We start from the raw sequence: 24,296 nt of genomic DNA, 5'->3' as shown, positions 1-24,296 counted from the left end.
CCTGGGCGCCCTACCAGCCACCGCCGGTGCCCGAGCCCGAGCCGATCGCCCCGATCCCGACGCCGCGCCGGCCCCCCTCGGCCGCGCCGGTCGGCAATCCGTGGGACGAGGCGCCGGCCGTGCCGCCACCACGTCCGAGTTTCGACGCTCCTTACGACCCGCCGCCCCGGCCCATGGCGCCGCCGCCGCCACCTCCCCCGCCGCCAATGGGCGCTCCAGCGGGCGGCCCGTCGATCTCGGCGGCCGAGTTCATCGCCCGCTTCGCGCGTGGGGCGGGCCTGCCGGTCGAGGAACTGACCTGGCAGGATCCCGGCGCCTTCGCCGAGCAGACCGGCGCGCTGATGCGCCTGATCGCCATCGAGCTGAAGGCGCTGCTGGCGGCGCGGGCCGAGAGCAAGCGCATCGCGCGCAGCTCCAACCAGACGATGATCCAGGCGCAGGACAACAACCCGCTGAAGTTCTCGCCGACGATCGAGGATGCGCTGAAGCTGATCTTCGGCCGGCCGACGAGCGGCTACCTCAATGCGCAGAAGGCGTTCGAGGAAAGCTTCAGGGACCTCAAGGTCCACCAGATCAAGACCTATTCGGCGATGCAGCACGCGCTGCGCATGCTGGTCGAGGACCTCGATCCGCAGGCGGTCGCGGAAGGGCTCGACGTCGGGCGCGGGCTCGACGGCCTGCTCTCCTCGCGCAAGGGCAAGCTCTGGGACGCCTATGTCGCGCGCTGGGAGGCGAAGACCGCTCCTTACGAGGACGGGCTGGTCGACGCCTTCATGCTCTATTTCGCCGAGTGCTACGACCGCGGCGGGGGCTGAGCCAAGATCTCAGCCGAGCGGCACGACCATCCCGTCGCGGATCGTGACCTGGCGGTCCATGCGGGAGGCGAGGTCGAGATTATGCGTCGCGATCAGCGCCGCGAGGCCCGAAGCACGCGCCAGCGCCACCAGCGTGTTGAAGACGTGCAGCGAAGTGTGCGGGTCGAGATTGCCGGTCGGCTCGTCGGCCAGCAGCACGCGCGGCGCATTGGCGACGGCGCGGCCGATCGCGACGCGCTGTTGCTCGCCGCCCGACAATTCGCCCGGCAGGTGATCGAGCCGGTCGCCCAGACCAAGGAAGCTCAGCAGCTCGGTCGCGCGCGATGCAGCCTCGGCCTTGCCGAGGCCGCGAATGCGCTGCGGCAGGACGACATTCTCCAGCGCGGTGAACTCCGGCAGGAGATGGTGAAACTGATAGACGAAGCCGATCTCGGTGCGCCGCAGCCGGGTCAGGCCCTTGTCGTCGAGCTGCGAGGTCGGCACGCCGCCGATGAAGACCTCGCCGCCATCGGGACTCTCCAGCAGGCCGGCGACGTGCAGCAGGGTCGACTTGCCGGTACCGCTCGGGGCGACCAGCGCGACGAGCTCGCCCGGCCAGATCGCGAAATCGGCCTTGCGCAGGATCTCGAGCGGACCGTCGGACTGGGGATAGTAGCGCTCGATCTGGGAGAGGAAGAGCGCCGGCGTCTCGGTTGCCATTGTCGCGTCCTCAACCCATCCGCAGGGCTTTGACGGGGTCGAGCCGCGCCGCCTTCCAGGCCGGATAGAGCGTCGCCAGCAGCGACAGGATGAGCGTCATCACCACGACGGTGGCAACCTCGCGCCAGTCGATCACCGAGGGAATATCGCTCAGGAAGCGCACGGTCGGATCCCAGGGATTGATACCCAGCAGCTTGCTCAAGCCCTTGTTGATGGTCTGGATGTTCCTGGCGAAGAGGATGCCGAGGACGAAGCCGGCGAATGTGCCGACAACGCCGATCGCCGCGCCGGTGATCAGGAAGACCCGCAGCACCGTGCCGCGCGAGGCGCCCATGGTGCGCATGATCGCGATGTCCTCCGTCTTGTCCTTCACCAGCATGATCAGGCCGGAGACGATGTTCAGCGTCGCGACCAGCACGATCAGGGTCAGGATGATGAACATGACATTGCGCTCGACCTCGAGCGCGTTGAAGAAGGTGCGATTGCGCTGGCGCCAGTCGGACAGCACGAGCGGCCGCGGCGGGTCGGCCTCGATCCGGTCGCGCACCGCCTGCGTCTGGTCGGGATTGTCGATGAAGATCTCGACGACGTTCACGTCGCCGTCGCGATTGAAATAGGCCTGGCTCTCGGCGAGCGGCATGAAGACGAAGGAGGCGTCGAACTCCGACATGCCGATCTCGAAGATTGCCGTGACCGGATAGGCCTTGATTCGCGGCGCCGTGCCGAACGGCGTCGAAGCGCCGCGCGGTGTGACGATGGTGAGGGTGTCCCCGACCTGCAGGCCAAGCGAGCCAGCAAGCCGCCGGCCGATCGCGACGCCGTTGGCCGCGGCGAATCCGTCGAGCGTGCCCTGGCGGACATTGCCGGCGATGAAGGGGATCGACTTGATGTCGCTTTCCGAGATGCCGCGCACCAGGACGCCGCCATTGCCGACCTGCGAGGAGGCCAGCGCCTGCCCCTCGACCAGCGGGATCGCGAGCTTGATGCCCTGCACCTGGCGCAGCTTGGCCGCGACCGCCTCGTAATCGTCGAGCGGCCGGTCGATCGGCGTTGCGAAGATGTGCCCGTTGACGCCGACGATCTTCTCCAGCAGCTCCTTTCGGAAGCCGTTCATCACCGACATCACGATGATCAGCGTTGCGACGCCGAGCAGGATGCCGAGAAAGGAGAAGCCGGCGATGACCGAGACGAAGCCCTCGCGCCGGCGCGTGCGCAGATAGCGGCCGGCGAGCAGCCATTCGAAGCCGGCGAAGGCTTTCGTGCCGGTCGGCACGCTCTCCCGAGCCCCGGAGCCGGCGCTCATGACCGCCCTCCTCCGCTCACGCGTTGGTCTCCGCGACCTTGCCGGGGAAGCGCGCCAGCGCCGCCTCGAGCGAGACCAGCTCGCGCTCGCCGCCGGCGCGACGCTTGATCTCGACCTTGCCCTCGGCCAGCCCCTTCGGGCCGACGATGATCTGCCAGGGGATGCCGATCAGGTCGGCGGTGGCGAACTTGCCGCCCGGGCGCTCGTCGCGGTCGTCATAGACCATGTCGTACCCCTTCGCGGCGAGCCCCTTGTAGAGCCGCTCGCTGGCGGCGTCGGTGGCGGCGTCGCCGACCTTGAGGTTGAGCACGGCGATGTCGAAGGGCGCGATCTCGTCGGGCCAGACGATACCGCCCTCGTCATGACCCGCTTCGATCAGCGCGGCGACGAGACGGCTGGGGCCAATGCCGTAGGAGCCGCCATGCAGCAGCACCTGCTGGCCGTCCGGACCGGTGACACTCGCCCCCATCGGCTCGGAGTACTTGGTGCCGAAATAGAAGATATGACCGACTTCGATACCGCGGGCGGAGACGCGCTTGTCCTCCGGTATCGCCTCGAAGGCGGCCTTGTCATGCATCTCCTCGGTGGCCGCATAGAGGCTCGTCCACTTGTCGAAGATTCCCTGCAGGCCGGGCGCGCTGTCGAAATCGGTGTCTGCGGCCGGCGTGTCGAAGGTCAGGTAGTCGCTGTGGCAGAAGACCTCGCTCTCGCCGGTCGATGCGAGCACGATGAATTCGTGGCTGAGGTCGCCGCCGATCGGGCCGGTGTCGGCTTTCATCGGGATCGCCTTCAAGCCGAGCCGGGTGAAGGTGCGCAAGTAGGCGGTGAACATGCGGTTGTAGGCGTGCCGCGCCGCTTCCTTGTCGAGATCGAAGGAATAGGCGTCCTTCATCAGGAACTCGCGGCCGCGCATCACGCCGAAACGCGGGCGGACCTCGTCCCGGAACTTCCACTGGATATGATAGAGGTTGAGCGGCAGATCCTTGTAGGACTTGACGTATGAGCGGACGATCTCGGTGACCATCTCCTCATTGGTCGGGCCGTAGAGCATGTCGCGGTCATGCCGGTCCTTGATCCGCAGCATCTCCTTGCCATAGGCGTCGTAGCGCCCGCTTTCGCGCCAGAGATCGGCCGACTGGATGGTCGGCATCAGGATCTCGATGGCGCCAGCGCGATTCTGCTCCTCGCGCACCACCGCACTGATCTTGTCGAGTACGCGCAGGCCGAGCGGCAGCCACGAATAGATCCCAGCAGACTGCTGGCGGATCATGCCGGCGCGCAGCATCAGCCGGTGCGAGACGATCTCCGCCTCCTTGGGCGTATCGCGCAGGATCGGCAGGAAGTAGCGGGACAGGCGCATGGAACACTCGTCGAAGGGGCGGTGCACCGAGCGCGCACCGATTCAGATCAGTCCAGAGACACCATCGGCGTTTGCAAATTGCAAACGCTAATGCACGTCGCCGCGAGGCAAATGCACATCGATGGCGTTTGCGAAGGCGTCAGCGCCTAGCGAACTTCGCCTTCAACCTGTCGCTGACAACAGGCGGAACGAAGGCGGAGACGTCGCCGCCCATCGCGGCGATCTGGCGCACCAAAGTCGCGGTGATGTGGCGCGCCTGCGGCGTCGAGGGCAGCAGCACGGTCTGCAGCTCGGGCGCCATGGTGTGGTTCATGCCGGCGAGCTGCATTTCCATGTCGAGATCGGTGCCGTCGCGCAGACCACGCACCAGGATGGTGGCGCCGGCGCGCTTGGCCGCGTCGATGGTCAGGTCGGCGAAGGTCGTCACCTCGAGCTCGGTCTTGAACCGCGCGGCGACCGGGCCCGCGATGGCGCGCAGCAGCTCGGCGCGCTCCTCGGCGGTGAAGATCGGCGTCTTGCCGGGGTGGACGCCGATGGCGAGGACCAGCCTGTCGACCAGCCGGCAGGCGGCCTCGATCATGTCGAGATGGCCGTTGGTGACGGGGTCGAACGACCCGGCGTAGAAGGCGGTGTGGCTCATGCCGTGAGCGTTAGCCAACGCAGGCTCCCGCGACAAGGGTTCGTGGGGGCCGCTCAGAGCAGAGCCGGAAGATTCCCTGAGCCCTCATCCTGAGGAGCGGGCTTCAGCCCGCGTCTCGAAGGATGCGTCAGGAGGTTCGGGAGGCGACTGGAGCATCCTTCGAGACGGTCGCTGGCGCGACCTCGTCAGGATGAGGGCTGTGGGTTTTCAAGCTGACGGTCAAGCTACGCGCAGCTCGCCGATCACGTGATCGACGCGGGCATTCAGCGCCTGGGCCAATCCGGTCAGTTCGCTCGCCGCCTTCAGCACCGCATCCGACGCGCCGGTGGTGTTGCGCGAGGCGAGTGCGACCTGGCTCGTGGCCTGGCCGATCAGCACGATCTCCTGGGTCGCGGCGAGGACGTCGGCGGCGATGGCGTGGGCCGCCTCATGCTGGCGCTGCATGGTCTGGCTGGTGCGGCGCGTCGCCTCGTTCAGCTCCTGCACCAGCGCACGGATACCGACGATACCCTCGACCGTCGCCGCGGTCGCCTGGTTCATCGCCTCGATCTGGCGGGCGATATCCTGCGTCGCATTGGCGGTCTGCGTCGCCAGTGACTTCACCTCATTGGCGACGACGGCGAAGCCCTTGCCGGCTTCGCCGGCGCGGGCGGCCTCTATCGTGGCGTTGAGCGCGAGCAGATTGGTCTGGCCGGCGATGGCCGAGATCAGCCCGACCACCTCCGAGACCCGCGCCGCGCCATTGGACAAGCCATCGACGATACGGCTGACCGAATCCGCATGCTCGCGCGCCTGGCCGGCGGTCGCATCCGAGGAGCGTACCTCGGCGGCGAGCGCATCAACCGCGCCGAGCAGATCCTGAGCCGCGCGCTCGATCGACTTGACACTGCGGATGGCATTGCCGGTCGCACCGTCGGTATCGGCGGCGCCGGCCTGGGTCTCGCGCGCGCCTTCCGCAAGCTGACGCGCCGTCTGGTCCAGGGTCTGCGCCGACACGGAGACTGAGGCCGAGACGGTCCTGACCGACTCCTCGAGTTCGCCTGCCAGCTCGTTCAGCAAGACGCGGCGGTGCTGCTCGGCGTCGGCAAGGCGGATGCCCTGCTCTGTCTCCCGCCGCTGTGCCTCGCCGCGCAAGGTCTCGCGGATCATATCGATCGACTTGGCGATGCCGCCGATCTCGTCGCGACGTCCGGCTCCAGGAATGCCCTCCTCGGTCCGCCCCGCGGCGACACCGGCCAGCCTGTCGGACAGCCGCGCGATCGGGCGAGCCACCGACCAGCCGAGCAGGATCGCGATGCCGAACAACGGCAGCAGCACGAGCAAGCCGGCAGAAACGACGGCGCTGCGGATCGTGCCGACCACGGCGAAGGCGTTCTCCTCCGGCTCGGTCAGCCAGAGCAGCCAGCGCTGATCGCCGATGACCACCTCCTGCCCGCTGGCGACAAGCGAGCGGCCATCATGACTGGTCATGCGGATGAGCGCATGCTCCGGCTGCCCGGCCAATCGACTGCGATCGAGCGTTTCGCGCGGTGAGGCGCCATTGCGCCGGGCAGCCGGATTGGAGCGCATGAAGCCGTCGGAGCCGATGACGAAGATCCGCTCGGCCCCGGAACCAGCCGGGTTGAAGGCGAGGACGTCATCGATCAGGCGTGTGTCGACGGCGATGACGATCGTCCCGACCTGTTCGCCCGTCCCGGCTTCGGCATCGTAGAAGGGCGCCGCCAGGAAGGCGCGCGGATCGCCGCCGACCGGGTCATAGGGTGCAAAGTCGAGCACCACCTGTTCGCCCGCCGCCTTGCCGCGCGCCAGCTCCACCGATTTAGCCAGGCCGGTGTCGGCGAGATCCTCGTCGCTCAGGAGGCGGCCGAACTCGGGCCCCTTGGTGACGCTGTAAACCACCCTGCCCTTGCGCGAGACCAGGTAGATATCGGCGTAATTGAATTGCTTGAGTGCCGCCGAATAGGTCTCGTGGACCGGCACATGCCGCCAGGAATAGCCGTGCTGGTGCTCGCGGCCGGTGCGGGCGACGCGCTCGGCCAGCGAGAGCGAACCGTCACCCTGATAGTAGCCGAGAATGCTGCGGTAATCGTGCGGGCCGAGCTCCAGCCATTTGCCGATCTCGTCGAGCGCCGAGACGGTGAAGGCGCTGCGGGCCTGGACGGCAAGTTCGGCGCGCAATTGCAACCAGCGCCGCTCGATGGCGCGGACATGGCTTTCGGCCAGCGCGTGCATGCGCTCGCGCACGGCGCCCTGCGCCCAGTTCGAGACGGCGAGATAGGCGGACGAGCCTACTGCCAATGCGGCGAGCAGGGCCAGGGCGAGCATGGCGACCGGGAGCCTGATCCTGAGACTGAACACGAATCAGGTCTCCGCCCGACATCGACTGCGCAGGAACAGCCAACACGAGCGCGGTTAACGTTGCTTGAAGCGCCAGATGCGCTGCAACGAGCTTACAAGACGCCGGGCAGCGGCGCGAAGGCGGCGAGCGCGGCGGCGCTGCCGAGAACCACTGTGAACAGCGCGACGGCGACGGCTGCCAGCGACACCCGGCGCGGGCGCCGGACCAGAGAGTCGAACTGCATGGATCCTCGATGCGAATCAGTGCGTTACCCAGTCCATGGGTGTCGCGAGCGCCTGGCCATGCCGTGGCGGAAAGGTGGAGAAACCATGGCATGCCTCTGCGGCAGCCGTGCTCTTGCACGTCGCGCCGACAATTTCCTGCCGTCACGCCGGTTCCAGCGGGGGCGAAAGCGCGCTACACCCCGCCCGCCATGCTGACCCTCAACGACATCACCTATCGCCTCGGCGAGCGCCTGCTGCTCGACCATGCCAGCGCCTTCCTGCCCACCGGCTCGCGCGTCGGCCTCGTCGGCCGTAACGGCACCGGCAAGACGACGCTGTTCCGCATCATCACCGGCGATCTTTCTCCGGAAGGCGGCAACGTCGCCCTGCCCAAGGGCATGCGCATCGGCGGGGTGGCGCAGGAGGCCCCCGGTGGGCCCGAAACGCTGATCGAGGTCGTGCTGGCCGCCGACACCGAGCGTGCGGCGCTGATGACGGAGGCGCAGAGTGCAACCGACCCGATGCGGATCGCCGAGATCGAGACGCGGCTCGCCGATATCGGCGCCCATTCCGCGCCCGCTCGGGCCGCGACCGTATTGTACGGGCTCGGTTTCGACGAGGAGGCGCAGCAGCGCCCCTGCTCCGACTTCTCGGGCGGCTGGCGCATGCGCGTCGCGCTCGCAGCCGTGCTGTTCTCCGAGCCCGACCTGCTGCTGCTCGACGAGCCGACCAACTATCTCGATCTCGAAGGCACGCTCTGGCTCTACGACTATCTCGAGCGCTATCCGCATACGGTGCTGGTCGTCAGCCACGATCGCGAATTGCTCGACACCTGCGTCAATCACATCCTGCATCTCGACCAGGGCAAGCTCACCATCTACCGTGGCGGCTATAGCGACTTCGAGAAGCTCAGGGCCGAGAAGCAGGCGCATCTCGCCAAGGCGCGCGAGAAGCAGGAGGCCGAGCGCAAGCACCTGCAATCCTTCGTGGACCGCTTCAAGGCCAAAGCATCCAAGGCCAGCCAGGCCCAGTCGCGCGTCAAGCGCCTGGAGAAGATGCAGGAGATCGCGGTCATCCAGGATCGCGACGTCCAGCCGTTCAATTTCCCCGCCCCCGAGCGGCCGCTCTCGCCGCCGATGATCGTGCTCGAGAGCGCCAGCGCCGGCTATGGCGAGCGCAAGGTGCTGCAGCGGCTCAACCTGAGCCTTGCGCCGGACGACCGCATCGCGCTGCTCGGCTCCAACGGCAACGGCAAATCGACCTTCTGCAAGCTGATCGGCGGGCGGCTTGCGCCGCTTTCGGGCGAGATGCGGCGCTCCTCGAAGCTGCAGACGGCCTATTTCGCCCAGCACCAGCTCGACGAGTTGCGGATGGAGGACACGCCGGTCGGCCATATCCGCGAGCTGATGCCGGATGCGCCGGAAGCGCGCGTGCGGGCGCGCACCGCGCAGATCGGCTTTCCCGCCAACAAGGCCGACACGCCGGTGAAGAACCTCTCCGGCGGCGAGAAGGCCCGATTGATGCTCGGCATCGCCACCTTCGGCGGCCCTCACCTGCTCATCCTCGACGAGCCGACCAACCATCTCGACATCGACAGCCGCACCGCGCTGGTCAACGCGATCAACGACTATCCCGGCGCCGTCATCCTGGTCAGCCACGATCGCTTCCTGATCGAGGCCTGCGCCGACCGGCTCTGGCTGGTCGGGGACGGCACCGTGAAAAGCTTCGATGGCGACATGGACGATTATCGCGACTTCGTGCTCGGTCGCGACAAGCCGGCCCAGCGCGGCAAGCCCGATGCCGAAGCCGCAGGCAAGGCCGAGGAGCGCAAGGGCGCGGCGGCAAAGCGCCAGGCACAAGGACCGCTCAGGCAGAAGCTCAACCTCGCCGAGGCACGCATCGCCAAGCTGACCGGGCTGATCGAGAAGGTCGACGGCGCGCTCGCCAACGGCGCCTTTGCGCGTGAGCCGGACAAGGCGCTGCAGCTCTCGCGCCAGCGCGGCGAACTGACCGAGGCGCTGGCCGCGGCCGAAGAGGAATGGCTGACGCTGAGCGAGGAGCTGGAGAGCGCCTGACGCCTTCTCAGGGCAGCGGCGCGAGCTTGAGGCCGAGCTCCCTAACCTGCGTCGGGGTGAGCTTCTTGATTGCGACGCGGGTGGTGTAGCTGCCGTACATCTGGCCGCCCGACATATAGTTCCAGTCGCTGACCATCGCGCTGCCGGTCCGGTAGCTGTCGCCCTTGTTCAACTTGTCGAGATGGACGGGATCGTTCGCGATCCTGCCGACGAAGACATCGCCTTCGATCGCCGTCAGGTTCATCCAGATGTGCTCGCGCCCGCGGTCATAGGGAATCGCGACCTTGACGGCATGGCGCTCGCCCTTGCCGCTGCGATAGAGCGCGACGAAATCCGGCAGCGTCTTGCGGGCTTCATCGATCGCCCGGTTCATCTCGCGGTCGGAGGAGCGGAAGTCGATCACCTGCGACGCCGCGGGCAAGGCTATGAGCGCGGCACCCAGAAGCCCAAGGCCACTGAGCACCGCCCGCCTCTGCCGTTGAACCTGCATCTCGACACTCCCGCCTCTGCGCCTTCGGCCGCTCCCGATCAACTGCAAACGCGCCGATCGGCCGAACGGTTGCCTTAGTGGCATCAGAGGCGGATTTCCTGGGCGATGAACGCGCGTCAGCCCTGCTGCTCGGGCTGGCCCGGCTTGACGATCCGGCTCAGGCGGTTGTCGGTGAACATATAGATCTCACGATTGCCCGGTTCCGAATAAAGAACCTGAACCTCGCGCTGGCCGCGGCCATTGTCGCCGATCAGGACATCCGTGGGCCGCTTCGCCTTGAGCCTGACGAGCTCGCATTCGGTGATGCCGACCGCGATCTCCTTGGGCAGCGGGCGCGTCGAAGGATCGAGCGAGACGTCTGCGCTGCATTCGCCTTCCGGAGTGAGCAGCGCTTCCTGCGTCGAGACGCGGGCCGAAGCACTGCTGGTACGGGTGCCGCGCTCGTCGGAGACGAAGGAAAACCCACCCATATCGACGGAACAGCCGGCGAGCGCAGCCGCCAGAGCGAGGGCAACAGGAACTTTCACGCTTTCTTCTCCCAGCGGCCGGTCTCGTCCTGCTGCCAATAAGTGGCGGCGATGCCGAGCGTCCGCAGCTTTTTCCAGTCTTCACGCGCCGAGGCGAGCGCATCGGGATCGTCGCCATCGAACATCAGGATGACGCGCTCGTAAGCATCCAATGCGTCGGGAATGCGGACACCGTCAACGCAGAAGCGCACCTGCGCGCCGTTCGGATTGTCGGAGTTCGTGGTGAGTACGATCGGATTGGCGGCGGCGTCCGGCTCGGCGGCCGTCGCATGCGGCAGGAAGGATTCGTCCGCGTAGGTCCAGAGCCGGTCGTCGAGTCCGGCCAGACGCTCGCGGCTCGACAATTCGACCACCGCCTTCCAGCCGCGGGAAAGCGAGCGCTCGAGCAGGGTCGGAAGGACCTGTTCGAGGGGGCGCCCCTGCAGATGGTAGAACAGAACCTCGGCCATAATCCTAAGTCGGTTCAATCCTTTGGGAGAATCGGCTGATGAGCCGAATCAGCTCTCGTAGTGATCCGCCACCAGCCGGTCGAGCAGGCGCACGCCCCAGCCCGAGCCCCAGGAACGGTTGGTCTCGCTGTTCGGCGAGCCCATGCCGGTGCCGGCAATGTCGAGATGCGCCCAGGGCGTGTCGTTGACATGGCGCTGCAGGAACTGCGCCGCCGTGATCGAGCCGCCATGACGGCCAGACGAGTTCTTCATGTCGGCAAACCTGGAATCGATCATCTTGTCGTAAGCCGCCGAGAGCGGCATGCGCCAGACGGTCTCGCCGGTCGCCTTGCCGGCAGCGAAGAGCCGCTCCGACAATTCGTCATTATTGGAGAACAGGCCCGCGTTCTCCTGCGCCAGCGCGACCAGGATCGCTCCTGTCAGCGTCGCCAGGTTGACCATGAAGACCGGCTTGAAGCGCTCCTGCGTGTACCAGAGCACGTCGGCGAGGACGAGCCGACCTTCGGCGTCGGTGTTGATGATCTCGATGGTCTGCCCCGACAGAGAGGTGACGATGTCTCCAGGCCGCTGGGCCTTGCCGTCCGGCATGTTCTCGACCAGCCCGATCACGCCGACGGCGTTGACCTTGGCCTTGCGGGCGGCCAGCGCCTGCATCAGCCCGGTGACGCAAGCGGCGCCGGCCATGTCGCCCTTCATGTCCTCCATCCCGCCGGCCGGCTTGATCGAGATGCCGCCGGTGTCGAAGGTCACGCCCTTGCCGACGAAGGCGACCGGCTTGTCGCCCTTGGCGCCGCCGTTCCAGCGCATCACCACGACGCGACTCTCGCGATGCGAGCCCTGGCCGACGCCGAGCAGCGCGCGCATGCCGATCTTCTTCAATTCCTTCTCGTCGAGAATCTCGACCTCGACGCCAAGCTTGTCGAGCTTGGCTGCGCGTTCGGCGAACTCCTCGGGGAAAAGCACGTTCGGCGGCTCGTTCACGAGGTCGCGAGCGAGCTCGACGCCGCCGGCGATCGCCTCGCGCGCCTTCAGCGCCTTTTTGACCGCGGCGGGATCCGGCGCGCGGAGCGTCACAATCTTCGGCTCGGCCTGGTCCTTGTCGCGGCTCTTGGTCTTGTAGCGGTCGAAGGCGTAGCTTCTGAGCCGAAGTCCGAGCCCGATCTCCGCGATCTCGCCGGCGGACAATTCGCCCTCGGGCAGCGCGGCAATGATGTCGGCGCTGCGGCCATGGCCGAGGCGGCCGGCGATCGCGCCGCCGAGCGCGGCGAAATCGAGCTTGTCGCGCTCCGATTCCGGCCCGGTACCGACCAGGATCAGACGCTCATAACCTGCATCTTCCGGCGCAAGCAGCGTCAGCCCGGCGAGTGCCTTGCCCTTGAAGCGTTCCGCGGCAGCGGCACGCGCGATCAGGGCATGGGCACCCGAGCCGATCCATTCCTCGGCCACCTTCGGCGGCGCCAGCCTGTCCGAGACGAGGATGACCAGATCCCCCCCAGCAATGGCGTTCAGGGCTTTGACCTCAAGCTTCAGGCGCTGCGACATCGACGGCTCACGGGTTGCGGGAGAAAGACTTGCGGGGACGCCAGCCTGGTAAGGCCAGCAAAGGCCACAAACGATTCCCGTTTGCGCCATGATCGAAGCTATACCATAGGGAGTTCGAGGCGAGCCGTCCAAGGGGAGCGCCTTCTTCAAGGATGCAGGCCTCGGGATCTTCACCCTCGTGCGTTTTGGACTTCTCGATCGCTACATCCTGAAAATCGCCGCCGGCGCGGCGGTGATTCTGCTCGTCGGCCTGACCAGCGTCATCTGGGTGACGCAGGCGCTGCGCGAGGTCGACCTGATCACCGGCAAAGGTCAGACGATCCTGATCTTCTTCACGGTCACGCTGCTGTCGCTGCCGGCGCTGATCGCCGGCATCGCCCCGGTCGCGCTGTTCATGGCAACGCTCTACACGCTCAACAAGCTCAACAGCGATTCCGAGCTGATCGTGATGAACGCGGCCGGCGTCGCGCCGCATCGGCTGACGCGCCCCTTCTTCGCGCTGACACTGATCACCGCCGCGCTGGTGGGCTGGATGTCGCTGGTGGTGATGCCCGCCGGCTTCCGGGCGCTGCGCGACCTGATCACGCTGATCCGCGCCGACTTCGTCGCCAACGTGATCAAGGAAGGCCAGTTCGTCTCGCTCGATTCCGGCGTCACCTTCCATTATCGCGAAAAGCAGGGACAGGCGCTGCTGGGAATCTTCATGCAGGACCGGCGCGATCCCAATCAGCCGGCCGTCTACATCGCCGAGCGCGGCCAGTCGGCCGAGGCTGACGGCAACAGCTTCCTGATGCTGGAGAAGGGCACGATCCAGCGCGAGAGCCGCAACCAGAATTCGAGCTCGATCATCTCGTTCGAGCGCTATGCGCTGAATCTGTCGGCGCTGACGGGCGATGCCGACGGAGCCGGTGGCGAGGACGGCGCCAGGGTGATCTACAAGCCGCGCGAACGGACGACCTGGGCGCTGCTCACACAGGACAAGAACGAGCCCTACTACAAGATCCAGGAAGGGCGGTTCCGGGCCGAACTGCACAATCGCCTGTCGGCGCCACTCTACCCGATCGCCTTCATGCTTGTCGCTTTCGCCATCCTCGGCGAGGCCCGCACGACCCGGCAAGGGCGTGCCGCCGCGATCCAGATCGCCATCTTCCTGGTCGGCGCCATCAGGATCGGCGCCTATGCCGCATGGACCGCCAGCGTGCGCTCGCCCATCGCCGCCGCCCTGCTCTACATCCTGCCGCTGGGCACGATCCTGCTGGCGGCCCTGGCGATCGGCTTCGGTTCGCGGACGCGCGTTTTCATCGACAAGCTGACCGAGCCGCTGATCGCGCCCTTCCTCGCCCTTGCAGCCCGTTTCCGGCGCGCCTGATGCTACTGTTCAAGACCTTCGGCCGCTATCTGACGCAGCGCTTCCTGCGCGCGATCCTGAGCGTGTTCGGCACCTTCTTCTTCCTGATCGCGACGCTCGACTTCGTCGAGCTGATGCGCCGCGCAGGCGATTCCCCGACCGCGACGACGCCCAGCATCATCCAGCTCGCGCTCTACCGCGCGCCCTCCGTCGCCGAGCAGATCTTCCCGTTCGCGGTGCTGTTCGGTGGAATGTTCGCCCTGCTCAACCTCAGCCGCAAGCTCGAGCTGGTGGTCGCCCGCTCGGTCGGCATCTCAGCCTGGCAGTTCCTGCAACCGGCGGCGCTGGTCGCCGGCTTGGTCGGACTGGTATCCGTCGGCATCTACAACCCGATCGCCGCCGAGCTGAAACAGCGCGCCACGGCGCTCGAAGTCTCGCTCTTCGCCAAAACCGGACAGGTCGTCGGCAAGGAGATCTGGATTCGCCAGCGCAGCGTCGACGGCCAGGCGATCATCCGGGCGGCGGCAGCGCTAGATGGAGGCGTCGGGCTCGCCCAGGTCGCCTTCTTTGCCTTCTCGCCCGATGGCGGCTTCAGAGAGCGCATCGAGGCGAAGCAGGCCGTGCTCTATCGCGGCTATTGGGAATTGTCGGAGGCACGCGTCACCTCGGCCACGGAAGAGCCACAGACGTACTCGACATACCTCGTCGCGACGACGCTGGAGCCCGACCAGGTGCGACAAAGTTTCACTCCGCCTGACTCGGTCGGGTTCTGGTCGATGCCGGCCGTGCTCGATCGAACCCAGAAGGCTGGGCTGGATACGACGCGCTACGAGTTGCGCTACGAATCGCTCAAGGCGCGGCCGCTGCTGCTGATCGCCATGATCCTGGTCGCGGCATCCGTTTCCTTAAGATTTTTCCGGTTTGGTGGTGTGACCAGATTGGTGGTAGGTGGCGTCGCTGCGGGGTTCGTGCTCTATGTTGCGACACAGTTGTCTGAGGAGCTGGGCTCATCGGGGATCGTCAACGCCTCGGTGGCCGCCTGGCTGCCCGCGACCGTGGGCACGCTGCTTGGCGTGCTTGCGCTCCTCCATCAGGAAGATGGCTGAGAATACGGTGGCTATGGTTAATTTTGGATTGAGTTCATGGCTTCCGGCGTAAGACGCATCAGGCGCCTTGCGGCTGCGACCGCGCTGGTGACGACGCTCGCTCCGGTCCTCGGCTGGACGAGTCTTGCCTATGCCCAAGCTCCGACCGGCAAGCCCGGAGAGCGGATGGTCGTCGACGCGCGTGAGCTCGTCTATGACAAGGACAACAACACCGTCTCCGCAGTCGGCGACGTGCAGATTCTTTACCAGGGCCGTACGATCGAGGCCGATCGCGTCGTCTACGACCGCCAGAGCAAGCGCGTGGTCGCGACCGGCAATGCCCGCATCACCGAATCCAACGGCACGGTGATCACCGGTGACCGCTTCAACCTGACCGACGACTTCCGCGACGGCTTCATCGATTCGCTGCGTGTCGTGAACACCGATAAGACCCGCTTCTCGGCGCCGCGCGCCGAACGCACCGACGGTGAGGTCTTCGTCTTCGACAAGGGCATCTACACGGCCTGCGAGCCTTGCGTGGACCAGCCCGAGCGCCCGCCGTTCTGGCAGGTGCGCGCGGCCCGGATCATCCACAAGAAGTCCGAACAGATGATCTATTACGAGGACGCCCGGATCGAGTTCGCCGGCGTCCCGATCGCCTATATCCCCTATATGTCGGGACCGGATGCGACCGTTAAGCGTAAGACCGGCTTCCTGGCGCCGAAATTCATCAACACTGCGGCGCTCGGCTACGGCGTCGGCCTGCCCTATTTCATCAATCTGGCGCCGAACTACGATCTGACGCTGACGCCGACCTACTTGTCGCGCCAGGGCTTTCTCGGCCAGGCCGAGTGGCGGCATCGCTTCGTCAACGGCTCGTACAACATCCGCGCCGCAGGCATCTTCCAGCAGGACAAGGACGCCTACCTGAAAAGCCCGCTCGGGGCTGGCGACGACACATTCCGCGGCTCGATCGAGACGTCCGGCAAGGTCTTCCTCAACCCGCGCTGGACCTTCAACTGGGACGTCGCCGGCGCGACCGATCGCTACTTCTTTAAGAACTACCGGATCCGCAGCGAGAGCCTCACCACCACGAGCTATCTGCAGGAATCGACCTCGACCGTCGCGCTCAACGGCCAGAGCGCCGATGCATGGTTCGACATGCGCGGCTATTATTTCCAGCCTCTGACCTATTACGATTGGCAGAAGCAGCAGCCGATCGTCGCGCCGGTCGTCGATTACAACAAGCGGATCCACAAGCCGTCGATGATCGGCGGCGAGCTGTCGTTCACCGTCAACATAACCAACCTCACCCGAGAGGCGGCGTCGTTCAAATCGCTGACGCCGGCCAATCAGGACTATCTGGTCAAGAGCGGCGGCGACGCCGCCACCGGCCGGCCTGCTTATAGCCTGTTCGACGGCTGCATTGTCTATGACAAGAGCAAGTGCCTGGTGACGGGCATGGCCGGCACGATCGCGCGCTCCACAGCCGAAGTCGACTGGAGGCGAAACATCGTCGACCCGATCGGGCAGGTCTGGACGCCCTACGCCTCGCTCAGGGCCGACCTGTTCTCGATCAACCCGAACACGACCAAATACGCCAACGCCAACGTCACCACGATCGCGGACGCCTCGGATGAGGTGTTCGGCCGCGCAATGCCGGCGGTCGGCCTGATGTATCGCTTCCCCTTCATCGCCTCGACCTCCTGGGGCACGCATACTCTGGAGCCGGTCGCGCAGGTCGTCGCCCGGCCGAACGAGACCAATAGCCTGCGCGTCGCCAACGAGGATTCGCAGAGCCTGGTCTTCGACGACACCAACCTGTTCGAATGGAACAAGTTCTCGGGCTACGACCGGGTCGAGGGCGGCAGCCGCGCCAATGTCGGCTTGCGCTACAGCGGCACCTTCGGCACCGAGTCATACGCCAACCTGCTGGTCGGGCAGTCCTATCACCTGGGCGGCCGCAACTCCTACACCAGCGGCGACCTCGTCAATGTCGGCCTCAATTCGGGACTGGACACCCGCCGTTCCGACTACGTCGCCAAGGCGCAGTACCAGCCCTTCAAGGGCCTGTTGCTTCAGGCCGGCGGGCGCTTCAACGAGTCGAATTTCGAAGCGCAGCGCATCGATGCATCGGCCGCGTTCAGCTACAAATTCCTGTCGACCTCGGTCGCATACGGCCGCTATGAGCCGCAGCCGGATCTGGGCATCACCCGTCGCCGCGAAGGCCTGAGCATCACGCAGTCCGTCTCGTTCGCCCAGTACTGGAGCGTGCGCGGCAGCGTCCTGTTCGACCTCGACAAGTACAAATACGACCGCGAGCGCTATCGCGACGCACTGGCGCTCTACCAGTCGAATCCTGGTGCGTACGCCAACCCGATTTACCCGAACACCGGGCCGTTCCAGATGGCCTCGACGTCGGTAGGGCTGCGCTATCAGGACGAGTGCACGATCTTCGACATCTCGTACAACCAGTCCTACGCCGATCGCGCGGTCAACGGCGCGCGGACGAACGATACGCGGACCGTCATGTTTCGCTTGGAACTGCGCACGCTCGGCGAGATCAGCTATTCGCAGAACCTCGGCTCGAGCAGCGCGGGTGACGGCGTCTCCTCCAGCAGCCGCTAAGCGCAGTTGCGCCGGTTGCTTGCCGTGACGCTAGGCGAGCCTGCGGGGATCGGACCCGAGCTCGTGCTTGCCGCCTGGTGGCAGCGCGAGCAGAGAGGCATTCCGCCCTTCGCCTATCTCGGCGACAGCGCGATGCTTTCGACCTTGGCGGAACGGCTGGAATTGCCGATTCCACTGCGCAGCGTCGGCTGGGACGAGGCCGAGGCCTGTTTCGACACCGCATTGCCCGTGATCGAGCTCGAGCATCGTGCGCAGGCGCAGTCCGGCCGGCCTGATCCTGCCAACGCGGCGGGCGTCATCGAATCGATCGAGCGCGGGGTCGAAGCCGTCGAGACCGGCAAGGCCGCCGCGCTCGTCACCAATCCGATCGCCAAGAGCGTGCTCTACGCTGCCGGCTTCCAGCATCCGGGCCATACCGAATTCCTGGCCGAGATCGCCGGTCGCGGACGCGAAGCCACACCGCGGCCCGTGATGATGATCTGGTCGGAAGAGCTCGCGGTCATTCCGGTCACCATCCACATCCCGCTGGAGGCGGTGCCGGAGCAGCTGACGACCGAGCTGATCGTGGAGACCGGCCGGATCGCCGCCGCCGATCTCAAGCGCCGCTTCGGTGTCGCACGCCCGCGGCTGGCGCTCTGCGGCCTCAACCCGCATGCCGGCGAAGGCGGCGCGCTCGGCAAGGAGGATGCGGCCGTGGTCGCACCGGCAATCGAGCGGTTGCGGGCGCTCGGCATCGAAGCGAGCGGCCCCTATCCGGCCGACACCCTGTTCCACGCGCGCGCCCGCGCCGGCTACGACGTGGCGCTCGGGATGTATCACGACCAGGCGCTGATCCCGATCAAGACCATCGCCGTCGACGATGGCGTCAACGTCACGCTCGGCCTGCCCTTCATCCGAACCTCGCCCGACCATGGCACCGCCTTCGACATCGCCGGCAAGGGCATCGCGCGGCCGGACAGCCTGTGCGCGGCCTTGCGGCTGGCCGCCCGCATGGCTGCCGCCGAGCACGGAGCGCCGGCATGAGCAACGCCGCCCAGGACGGATTGCCGCCACTGCGCGAGGTCGTCGAGCGCCACGGGCTGATGGCGCAGAAGGCGCTCGGCCAGAACTTCCTGTTCGATCTTAATCTCACCGGCCGGATCGCCCGCGCCGCCGGCCCGCTCGAAGGCCAGACCGTGGTCGAAATCGGCCCCGGTCCCGGCGGGCTGACCCGCGCCTTGCTGGCGAACGGGGCGGGCCGTGTCATCGCAATCGAGCGAGACCGGCGCTGCATGCCGGCGCTGGCCGAGATCGCCGCCCATTATCCGGGCCAGCTGGACGTCGTCGATGGCGATGCGCTCGCGGTCGACCTTACCGGCCTGCTCGGCGGCAGCCCGGCGCGGATCGTCGCCAATCTGCCCTATAACATCGGCACACCGCTGCTGGTCGGCTGGCTCAGCGCCGGTTCCTGGCCGCCCTGGTGGAGCTCGTTGACGCTGATGTTCCAGCGAGAGGTCGCCGAGCGGATCGTCGCGACGCCGGAGCAGCGCGCCGCCTACGGCCGGCTCGCCGTGCTTGCCAACTGGCGCTGCGAGACGAAAATCCTGTTCGACGTGCCGAAGACCGCCTTCGTGCCGCAGCCGAAGATCACCTCCTCGATCGTCCAGCTGGTACCGCGCCAGCAGCCGGAGCCCTGCGACCGGCGCCTTCTCGAGCAGGTGACGCTCGCCGCCTTCGGCCAGCGCCGGAAAATGCTACGCCAGAGCATGAAAGCGGTGTTCCCCGACCCAGTCGCGATGATCGAGGCCGCTGGGTTGTCGCCGACGATGCGGGCCGAAGAAGTCTCGGTCAGCGGTTTCGTCGCACTAGCCAATGCGCTGGCAACAGCGCGGAGCTGATCAGCCGACCTGCTCGCCCAGCAGGGTCTCGACGAAGGCCGGCATGCCGGTGGCGCGGCTGCGCTTCAGCCGCTCGGCCGCCAGGATCGAGCGTACCGACTCGTAGGCGGCACCGAGATCGTCGTTGATGATGACGTAGTCGTAGACGTGCCAGCGCGCGATCTCGTCGCGGGCATTGGCAAGCCGGCGCGCAATCACCTCCGGCGCATCCTCAGCCCGCCGGACCAGCCGCGAGCGCAGCTCCGCCATCGAAGGCGGCAGGATGAAGATCGCGACGACGTCCTCGCGCGCCTTCTCCAGAATCTGCTGCGTGCCCTGGTAGTCGATGTCGAACAGGACGTCGCGACCGGCCTTCAACGCCGCCTCGACAGGCTTGCGCGGCGTGCCGTAGCCATTGCCATGGACCTCGGCCGATTCCAGCAGATCGTCGCGATCGCGCAGCAGGTCGAAGGCCTCGCGATCGATGAAGCGGTAATGGACGCCGTCGATTTCGGATGGGCGCCGTCCGCGCGTCGTCACCGAGATCGACAGGTCGAGATTGGTTTCCTTCTGCGACAAGGTCCGCGTCAGCGTCGACTTCCCGGCGCCGGACGGCGACGACAAGACCAGCATCAGGCCGCGGCGGGCGGGGCGAATGAGATCGGCCATCGCCGTCACTCCACGTTCTGAACCTGCTCGCGCAACTGGTCGACGACCGTGCGCAGCTCCAACCCGATCCGCGACAATCCGGGATCGCCGGCCTTGGCGCAAAGCGTCGAGGCTTCACGACCGAATTCCTGTGCCAGGAAATCGAGCTTGCGGCCGATCGGCCCGCCCTGGGCGAGCAGTTCACGCAGGGCCGCGACATGCGCATGGAGCCGGTCGATCTCCTCGCGGATATCGGCCTTCACCGCCAGCAGCGCCGCTTCCTGATGCAAACGCTGGGGCTCCAGCGCATTGCTGGCGTCGAGCAGTGAGGCGATCTGTCCCGCGAGGCGGGCGCGGATTGCCTCGACGCTGCGACCGGGATGGGCTTCCGCGGCCAGGGTCAGGCGGGCAATGGTGTCGAGATGGCCGGAGATGATGGCTTCGAGCGCCCGCCCCTCGGCCAGCCGCGCCTGTTTCAGCGCCGCGATCGTCTCCGCCAGCGCCGCATGCACGGGCTTCTCGAGCTGGGACAGCGCATCCCCGCTCTCCTCGGAGACCTCGACGACACCGCGGATCGCCAGCAGGCCGTCCAGCGTCGCCGGCGCGATGCCTGCAGGCAGCTTCACCTGGCTCGCGGCCTCGATCAGCGCGGCGAGCGCCTCCTGGTTGATGCGCGGACGCGGGGCCGAGGCTTCGCTGGTGATGGCGAGGCTGACATGCAGGGTGCCGCGGGTGAAGGCAGTGGAGAATTGCTTGCGGGCCGCCTCGGAGAAGCTGTCGAAACCGGTGGGGACGCGAACGCGGACATCGAGGCCACGACCGTTGACGCTACGGACTTCCCAAGCAAAGGCGTGCGCCCCGGTCGTGCCGGCCGCGCGCGCGAACCCCGTCATGCTCTCGATCGCCATAGGCCGCCGTCTTCCTTCTCGCAACGTAGATGCTGGCGCGAATTCTGATCGCTCGATCGGAACGCCGAGCGGAATGCGCGATGCGCGCGGACCCTATTCAGGCCCGGCCTGCTCTACAAGCGCGAGATGTGGAAAGGTCGCTCAGGGCTTCAGCTGCGGGACCTGCTTGGGGCTGTTGAGGTCGAAGGTCTTGTTCAGCAGCGGATCGCGCGTCGTGCCTTCGGAGGCGTCGAAGGCGCGCGCCCGCGTCCCGGCCGCGCCCGCCTGCACAGGCTGGCCGGCCGCCGCACGACGATTGCCGGGAACCGGGTAGGTCTCGGGCTCGGATTGGTCGGGCGTCGTCGCTGCCTGGCTGTCGGGGCGGCTGGCGGCCGGCGCCTCGGTGCGCTGATCCGGCCCCGGAGGCGGCTCGGCGCGGTCGACGCCGGCGTCGGCGGCTGGCCGTCCGGAGTCGCGTCTCGCCGATTCGACCTGGCGCCAGCGCGCGACGTTGCGGTTGTGCTGCTCGAGCGTCTCGGCGAAGGCATGGCCGCCGCTGCCATCGGCGACGAAGTAGAGATCCTTGGTCCGCGAATGGTTGACCACCGCCTCCAGCGCCGCTCGGCCCGGATTGGCGATCGGCCCCGGCGGCAAGCCGTCGATCACATAGGTGTTGTAGGGTGTCGCCTGGGTGATTTCGGGGCGCGTGATGCCACGGCCGAGCGTGCCCTTGCCGCCGACGAGCCCATAGACGATCGTCGGGTCGGATTGCAGCTTCATCTTGCGGTTCAGCCGGTTGATGAAGACGCCGGCGACGCGCGGGCGCTCATCGGCGCGTCCGGTTTCCTTCTCGACGATCGAGGCGAGGATCACGAGTTCCTGCGGCGTCTTGATCGGCAGGTCGGCCGGGCGCTTGGCCCAGACCTCGTTGAGGATGCGGCGCTGGTCGCGCGTCATCCGGTCGACCATGGCCTGGCGTGTCGAACCGCGCTGGAACTTGTAGGTATCCGGGAGTATCTGCCCTTCGCGCGGCACCTGGTTGATGTCGCCGGCGAGCAGGTCATTCTGCTGCAGGCGAGCGATAATCTGCTCGCTCGTCAGCCCCTCAGGGATGGTGATCGAGTGCTCGACCGCCTTGCCCTCGGCGATGACGTCGAGAATGTCCTTCTGGCTGGCGCGCGCCTTGAAGAGGTATTCACCAGCCTTGAGGCTGGCAGCCTTGCCCGAGGTGTAGGCCGCGACCTTGAAGGCCCAGGGATGCTCGATCAGGCCCTCGCGCTGCAACAGATCAGCGATCTCCGTGACCCCGTTCTCCTTCGGGATGATCAGGACGCGATCGGCTGCGAGCGGGCCGGGAGCCTTGCTGCGGCTGTCGAGATAGGCGATGCCGCCGCCAACGGCGCCGGCGAGTACGAGGACAGTGGTGAAGAGCCCGCTGAGTAGGCCAACGAAGGGCGAGCGACGGCGCTTGCGTGCCTTCGGCGGCGGGGCCGGCGGTGCAACGGGCTTCAGCGCTTCGTTGGGGCTCCTCGGCGCAACGCGAGGCGGCTGGCTCATGATGTTTCGCCTAATTCCCTGACATCACGACCGGCAGCGCCGGTGTCGACACCAGCCTGTCGGCCGGACCGCGGCATTCTTGCACGACGGCGGCGACAGGCTAGCGAAAATTGTGGCGAAAGCGCGCTTGTCCTCAGTCGACGAGGCGGCGCATCACCAGCGAGGCATTGGTGCCGCCGAAACCGAACGAGTTCGACAGGGCGATGTCGACCTTCCGCTTCTTGGCTTTGTGCGGCACGAGATCGAGCTCGGTCTCGACGGACGGGTTGTCGAGATTGATCGTCGGCGGCACGATCTGATCGCGGATCGCCAGCACCGAGAAGATCGCTTCGATCGCGCCGGCGGCGCCGAGCAGATGGCCGGTCGCCGATTTGGTCGAGGACATGGCGGGCCGGTTCGGCGCATTGGCGAGCAGGCGTTCGACGGCACGCAATTCGATCTCGTCGCCGACCTGCGTCGAGGTGCCGTGTGCGTTAATGTAGTCGACCTCCGAGGCGCGCAGACCCGCGCGCTTCAACGCCGCCTGCATGCAGCGATAGGCGCCGTCGCCATCCTCGGACGGCGAGGTGATGTGATAGGCGTCGCCCGACATGCCGTAGCCGACGACCTCGGCATAGATGCGCGCGCCACGGGCCCTAGCGTGCTCGAGTTCCTCGAGCACGACGACGCCGGCGCCCTCGCCCATGACGAAGCCGTCGCGATCCTTGTCATAGGGGCGCGAGGCCTTCTCGGGCGTCTCGTTGAAACCGGTCGAAAGCGCGCGGCAGGCGCAGAATCCGGCGATGCCGATGCGGTTGATCGCCGATTCGGCGCCGCCTGCCAGCATGACCTCGGCGTCGCCGAGCGCGACCATGCGGGCAGCGTCGCCGATAGCGTGGGCGCCGGTCGAGCAGGCAGTGACGACGGCGTGGTTCGGGCCCTTCAGCCCGTGCTCGATCGAGACATAGCCGGCGGCGAGATTGCTGAGACGGCCGGGGATGAAGAAGGGAGAGAGCCGGCGCGGGCCGCGCTCCTTCAGCAGCAGCGAGGCTTCATAGATGCCGCCAAGCCCGCCGATGCCGGAACCGATGGCGACGCCGGTCGCGATCTGATCCTCATAGCTTTCGGGCTTCCAGCCGGAGTCACGCAGGGCCTGCGTCGCCGCAGCCATGGCGAAAACGATGAAATCATCGACCTTGCGCTGCTCCTTCGGCTCCATCCAATCGTCGGGATTGAAGGTGCCGTTCGAGCCATCGCCGCGCGGTATACTGCAGGCGATCTGGGCCGGCAGGTCGGAGACATCGAAAGTGGTGATCGGGCCGGCACCGCTTTCGCCAGCCAGAATGCGTGACCAGCTCGGCTCGACCCCGCATCCGAGCGGAGTCACCATGCCCAGTCCGGTGACGACGACACGCCGCATCGGTCTTCCTCAATTCAGCTCCGGCGCGCTGGAGCAGGATGCGAAAAAGTGGAAACCGGCTTTTCGCATGAATCCTGCTCCAACTACAGTTGAGAGACGGATTCAGATTTCAGCTGGAAACGCAAGGCGTTTCCAGCTGAAATCATCCGGCTCCGGCGCGCGCCGGGGCCAAGGCCTTGTCAGGCCGACTTCGACAGGAACTTGACCGCGTCGCCGACGGTCACGATCGTCTCGGCCGCGTCGTCCGGGATCTCGACGCCGAACTCTTCCTCGAAAGCCATGACCAGCTCGACGGTGTCGAGGCTGTCGGCACCGAGGTCCTCGATGAAATTGGCGCCCTCGACAACCTTCTCCGGCTCAACGCCGAGGTGCTCGATCACGATCTTCTTCACGCGCTCGGCGACATCGCTCATGGGTCTTTCCCTC

General features: G+C 66.7%; 22 protein-coding genes. 7 read left to right on the top strand and 15 right to left on the bottom strand.

The features are described from left to right. Positions 1–815 (top strand): type VI secretion system-associated FHA domain protein TagH (tagH, locus tag CXY91_RS07845; RefSeq protein ID WP_248307395.1); only part of this gene is annotated, 815 nt, incomplete at its 5' end. A 9-nt stretch (positions 816–824) separates the two neighbouring features. On the opposite strand, the gene CXY91_RS07840 is transcribed toward tagH, so the two are convergent. From CXY91_RS07840 to CXY91_RS31100, 6 genes are all read right to left on the bottom strand, one after another. Continuing rightward, entirely contained in the window at positions 825–1,514 is a 690-nt protein-coding gene (locus tag CXY91_RS07840) for an ABC transporter ATP-binding protein (protein WP_100960164.1), read from the bottom strand. 10 nt (positions 1,515–1,524) lie between these two features. After that, positions 1,525–2,817, bottom strand: coding sequence for a lipoprotein-releasing ABC transporter permease subunit (locus CXY91_RS07835; protein ID WP_100960162.1), 1,293 nt, complete (start codon positions 2,815–2,817; stop codon positions 1,525–1,527). Positions 2,818–2,833: 16 nt separating this feature from the next. Then, a complete protein-coding gene (gene proS / locus CXY91_RS07830; RefSeq protein WP_100960160.1) occupies positions 2,834–4,177 on the bottom strand; it encodes a proline--tRNA ligase in 1,344 nt (447 codons plus the stop codon). A gap of 139 nt (positions 4,178–4,316) precedes the next feature. Further along, positions 4,317–4,817 carry a pantetheine-phosphate adenylyltransferase gene (gene coaD, locus CXY91_RS07825; protein WP_100960158.1) on the bottom strand — a complete coding sequence of 167 codons (501 nt, stop codon included), beginning with the start codon at positions 4,815–4,817 and terminating at the stop codon, positions 4,317–4,319. Between the two features lie 219 nt (positions 4,818–5,036). Beyond that, positions 5,037–7,175 carry a methyl-accepting chemotaxis protein gene (locus tag CXY91_RS07820; protein ID WP_158673311.1) on the bottom strand — a complete coding sequence of 713 codons (2,139 nt, stop codon included), beginning with the start codon at positions 7,173–7,175 and terminating at the stop codon, positions 5,037–5,039. 92 nt (positions 7,176–7,267) lie between these two features. Then, entirely contained in the window at positions 7,268–7,399 is a 132-nt protein-coding gene (locus tag CXY91_RS31100; RefSeq protein WP_282569366.1) for a hypothetical protein, read from the bottom strand. Between the two features lie 189 nt (positions 7,400–7,588). Between CXY91_RS31100 and abc-f the strand changes: the two genes are divergently transcribed. Then, positions 7,589–9,454, top strand: a complete 1,866-nt coding sequence (gene abc-f / locus CXY91_RS07815) for a ribosomal protection-like ABC-F family protein (RefSeq protein ID WP_091829354.1) — start codon at positions 7,589–7,591, stop codon at positions 9,452–9,454. 7 nt (positions 9,455–9,461) lie between these two features. Here the strand turns inward: abc-f and CXY91_RS07810 are convergent, their stop codons facing one another. The 4 genes from CXY91_RS07810 to CXY91_RS07795 form a co-directional block, all read right to left on the bottom strand. Continuing rightward, positions 9,462–9,944 carry a YegJ family protein gene (locus tag CXY91_RS07810; RefSeq protein WP_158673310.1) on the bottom strand — a complete coding sequence of 161 codons (483 nt, stop codon included), beginning with the start codon at positions 9,942–9,944 and terminating at the stop codon, positions 9,462–9,464. A gap of 116 nt (positions 9,945–10,060) precedes the next feature. Next, complete coding sequence (locus CXY91_RS07805; protein ID WP_248307394.1) at positions 10,061–10,471, bottom strand: hypothetical protein; 411 nt, start codon at positions 10,469–10,471, stop codon at positions 10,061–10,063. Further along, a complete protein-coding gene (locus tag CXY91_RS07800) occupies positions 10,468–10,920 on the bottom strand; it encodes a DNA polymerase III subunit chi (RefSeq protein ID WP_100960152.1) in 453 nt (150 codons plus the stop codon). Before CXY91_RS07800 ends, CXY91_RS07805 begins: the two co-directional genes overlap by 4 nt. Before the next feature lie 48 nt (positions 10,921–10,968). Then, positions 10,969–12,462 (bottom strand): leucyl aminopeptidase, encoded by a 1,494-nt coding sequence (locus CXY91_RS07795; protein ID WP_100960151.1) that lies wholly within the window; start codon positions 12,460–12,462, stop codon positions 10,969–10,971. Between the two features lie 178 nt (positions 12,463–12,640). Between CXY91_RS07795 and lptF the strand changes: the two genes are divergently transcribed. From lptF to rsmA, 5 genes are read left to right on the top strand one after another with little or no spacing between them, the layout of a single operon-like run. Beyond that, on the top strand, positions 12,641–13,831 hold the full coding sequence (gene lptF, locus CXY91_RS07790; protein ID WP_091829363.1) for an LPS export ABC transporter permease LptF: 1,191 nt from the start codon (positions 12,641–12,643) through the stop codon (positions 13,829–13,831). Beyond that, complete coding sequence (lptG, locus tag CXY91_RS07785) at positions 13,831–14,916, top strand: LPS export ABC transporter permease LptG (protein WP_091829365.1); 1,086 nt, start codon at positions 13,831–13,833, stop codon at positions 14,914–14,916. The genes lptF and lptG overlap by 1 nt, the downstream gene beginning before the upstream one ends. Before the next feature lie 36 nt (positions 14,917–14,952). Then, positions 14,953–17,523: an LPS-assembly protein LptD gene (locus CXY91_RS07780; protein WP_100960149.1), complete on the top strand. Its 2,571-nt coding sequence runs from the start codon at positions 14,953–14,955 to the stop codon at positions 17,521–17,523. Between the two features lie 6 nt (positions 17,524–17,529). Further along, positions 17,530–18,546, top strand: coding sequence for a 4-hydroxythreonine-4-phosphate dehydrogenase PdxA (gene pdxA, locus CXY91_RS07775; protein ID WP_100960147.1), 1,017 nt, complete (start codon positions 17,530–17,532; stop codon positions 18,544–18,546). Continuing rightward, complete coding sequence (gene rsmA, locus CXY91_RS07770; protein ID WP_100960145.1) at positions 18,543–19,400, top strand: 16S rRNA (adenine(1518)-N(6)/adenine(1519)-N(6))-dimethyltransferase RsmA; 858 nt, start codon at positions 18,543–18,545, stop codon at positions 19,398–19,400. Before pdxA ends, rsmA begins: the two co-directional genes overlap by 4 nt. Here the strand turns inward: rsmA and gmk are convergent, their stop codons facing one another. From gmk to CXY91_RS07745, 5 genes are all read right to left on the bottom strand, one after another. Further along, positions 19,401–20,048 carry a guanylate kinase gene (gmk, locus tag CXY91_RS07765; RefSeq protein WP_091829373.1) on the bottom strand — a complete coding sequence of 216 codons (648 nt, stop codon included), beginning with the start codon at positions 20,046–20,048 and terminating at the stop codon, positions 19,401–19,403. It lies immediately after the preceding gene. Between the two features lie 5 nt (positions 20,049–20,053). Continuing rightward, positions 20,054–20,935, bottom strand: coding sequence for a YicC/YloC family endoribonuclease (locus CXY91_RS07760; RefSeq protein WP_100960143.1), 882 nt, complete (start codon positions 20,933–20,935; stop codon positions 20,054–20,056). A 141-nt stretch (positions 20,936–21,076) separates the two neighbouring features. Next, positions 21,077–22,471 carry an endolytic transglycosylase MltG gene (mltG, locus tag CXY91_RS07755; protein WP_100960141.1) on the bottom strand — a complete coding sequence of 465 codons (1,395 nt, stop codon included), beginning with the start codon at positions 22,469–22,471 and terminating at the stop codon, positions 21,077–21,079. 133 nt (positions 22,472–22,604) lie between these two features. After that, positions 22,605–23,870 carry a beta-ketoacyl-ACP synthase II gene (fabF, locus tag CXY91_RS07750; RefSeq protein WP_091829379.1) on the bottom strand — a complete coding sequence of 422 codons (1,266 nt, stop codon included), beginning with the start codon at positions 23,868–23,870 and terminating at the stop codon, positions 22,605–22,607. 179 nt (positions 23,871–24,049) lie between these two features. Next, positions 24,050–24,283, bottom strand: a complete 234-nt coding sequence (locus tag CXY91_RS07745) for an acyl carrier protein (RefSeq protein ID WP_043236751.1) — start codon at positions 24,281–24,283, stop codon at positions 24,050–24,052. Between the last annotated feature and the right edge of the window lie 13 nt (positions 24,284–24,296).

It is taken from the genome of Allobosea sp. FBZP-16 (assembly GCF_002831785.1).
GTDB lineage: Bacteria > Pseudomonadota > Alphaproteobacteria > Rhizobiales > Beijerinckiaceae > Allobosea > Allobosea lupini.
The sequence above is the reverse complement of the archived record's forward strand: the minus strand, read 5'-3'. Positions and strand labels throughout refer to the sequence as shown.

Excerpts from the sequence above, each read along its gene's own strand:
- fabF (WP_091829379.1), bottom strand. The coding sequence starts at position 23,870 with ATGCGGCGTGTCGTCGTCACCGGACTGGGCATGGTGACTCCGCTCGGA.
- CXY91_RS07795 (WP_100960151.1), bottom strand. The coding sequence starts at position 12,462 with ATGTCGCAGCGCCTGAAGCTTGAGGTCAAAGCCCTGAACGCCATTGCT.
- CXY91_RS31100 (WP_282569366.1), bottom strand. The coding sequence starts at position 7,399 with ATGCAGTTCGACTCTCTGGTCCGGCGCCCGCGCCGGGTGTCGCTGGCA.
- proS (WP_100960160.1), bottom strand. The coding sequence starts at position 4,177 with ATGCGCCTGTCCCGCTACTTCCTGCCGATCCTGCGCGATACGCCCAAG.
- CXY91_RS07810 (WP_158673310.1), bottom strand. The coding sequence starts at position 9,944 with ATGCAGGTTCAACGGCAGAGGCGGGCGGTGCTCAGTGGCCTTGGGCTT.
- CXY91_RS07745 (WP_043236751.1), bottom strand. The coding sequence starts at position 24,283 with ATGAGCGATGTCGCCGAGCGCGTGAAGAAGATCGTGATCGAGCACCTC.
- mltG (WP_100960141.1), bottom strand. The coding sequence starts at position 22,471 with ATGAGCCAGCCGCCTCGCGTTGCGCCGAGGAGCCCCAACGAAGCGCTG.
- rsmA (WP_100960145.1), top strand. The coding sequence starts at position 18,543 with ATGAGCAACGCCGCCCAGGACGGATTGCCGCCACTGCGCGAGGTCGTC.
- CXY91_RS07780 (WP_100960149.1), top strand. The coding sequence starts at position 14,953 with ATGGCTTCCGGCGTAAGACGCATCAGGCGCCTTGCGGCTGCGACCGCG.
- lptG (WP_091829365.1), top strand. The coding sequence starts at position 13,831 with ATGCTACTGTTCAAGACCTTCGGCCGCTATCTGACGCAGCGCTTCCTG.
- abc-f (WP_091829354.1), top strand. The coding sequence starts at position 7,589 with ATGCTGACCCTCAACGACATCACCTATCGCCTCGGCGAGCGCCTGCTG.
- CXY91_RS07800 (WP_100960152.1), bottom strand. The coding sequence starts at position 10,920 with ATGGCCGAGGTTCTGTTCTACCATCTGCAGGGGCGCCCCCTCGAACAG.
- gmk (WP_091829373.1), bottom strand. The coding sequence starts at position 20,048 with ATGGCCGATCTCATTCGCCCCGCCCGCCGCGGCCTGATGCTGGTCTTG.
- coaD (WP_100960158.1), bottom strand. The coding sequence starts at position 4,817 with ATGAGCCACACCGCCTTCTACGCCGGGTCGTTCGACCCCGTCACCAAC.
- CXY91_RS07840 (WP_100960164.1), bottom strand. The coding sequence starts at position 1,514 with ATGGCAACCGAGACGCCGGCGCTCTTCCTCTCCCAGATCGAGCGCTAC.
- CXY91_RS07760 (WP_100960143.1), bottom strand. The coding sequence starts at position 20,935 with ATGGCGATCGAGAGCATGACGGGGTTCGCGCGCGCGGCCGGCACGACC.
- CXY91_RS07835 (WP_100960162.1), bottom strand. The coding sequence starts at position 2,817 with ATGAGCGCCGGCTCCGGGGCTCGGGAGAGCGTGCCGACCGGCACGAAA.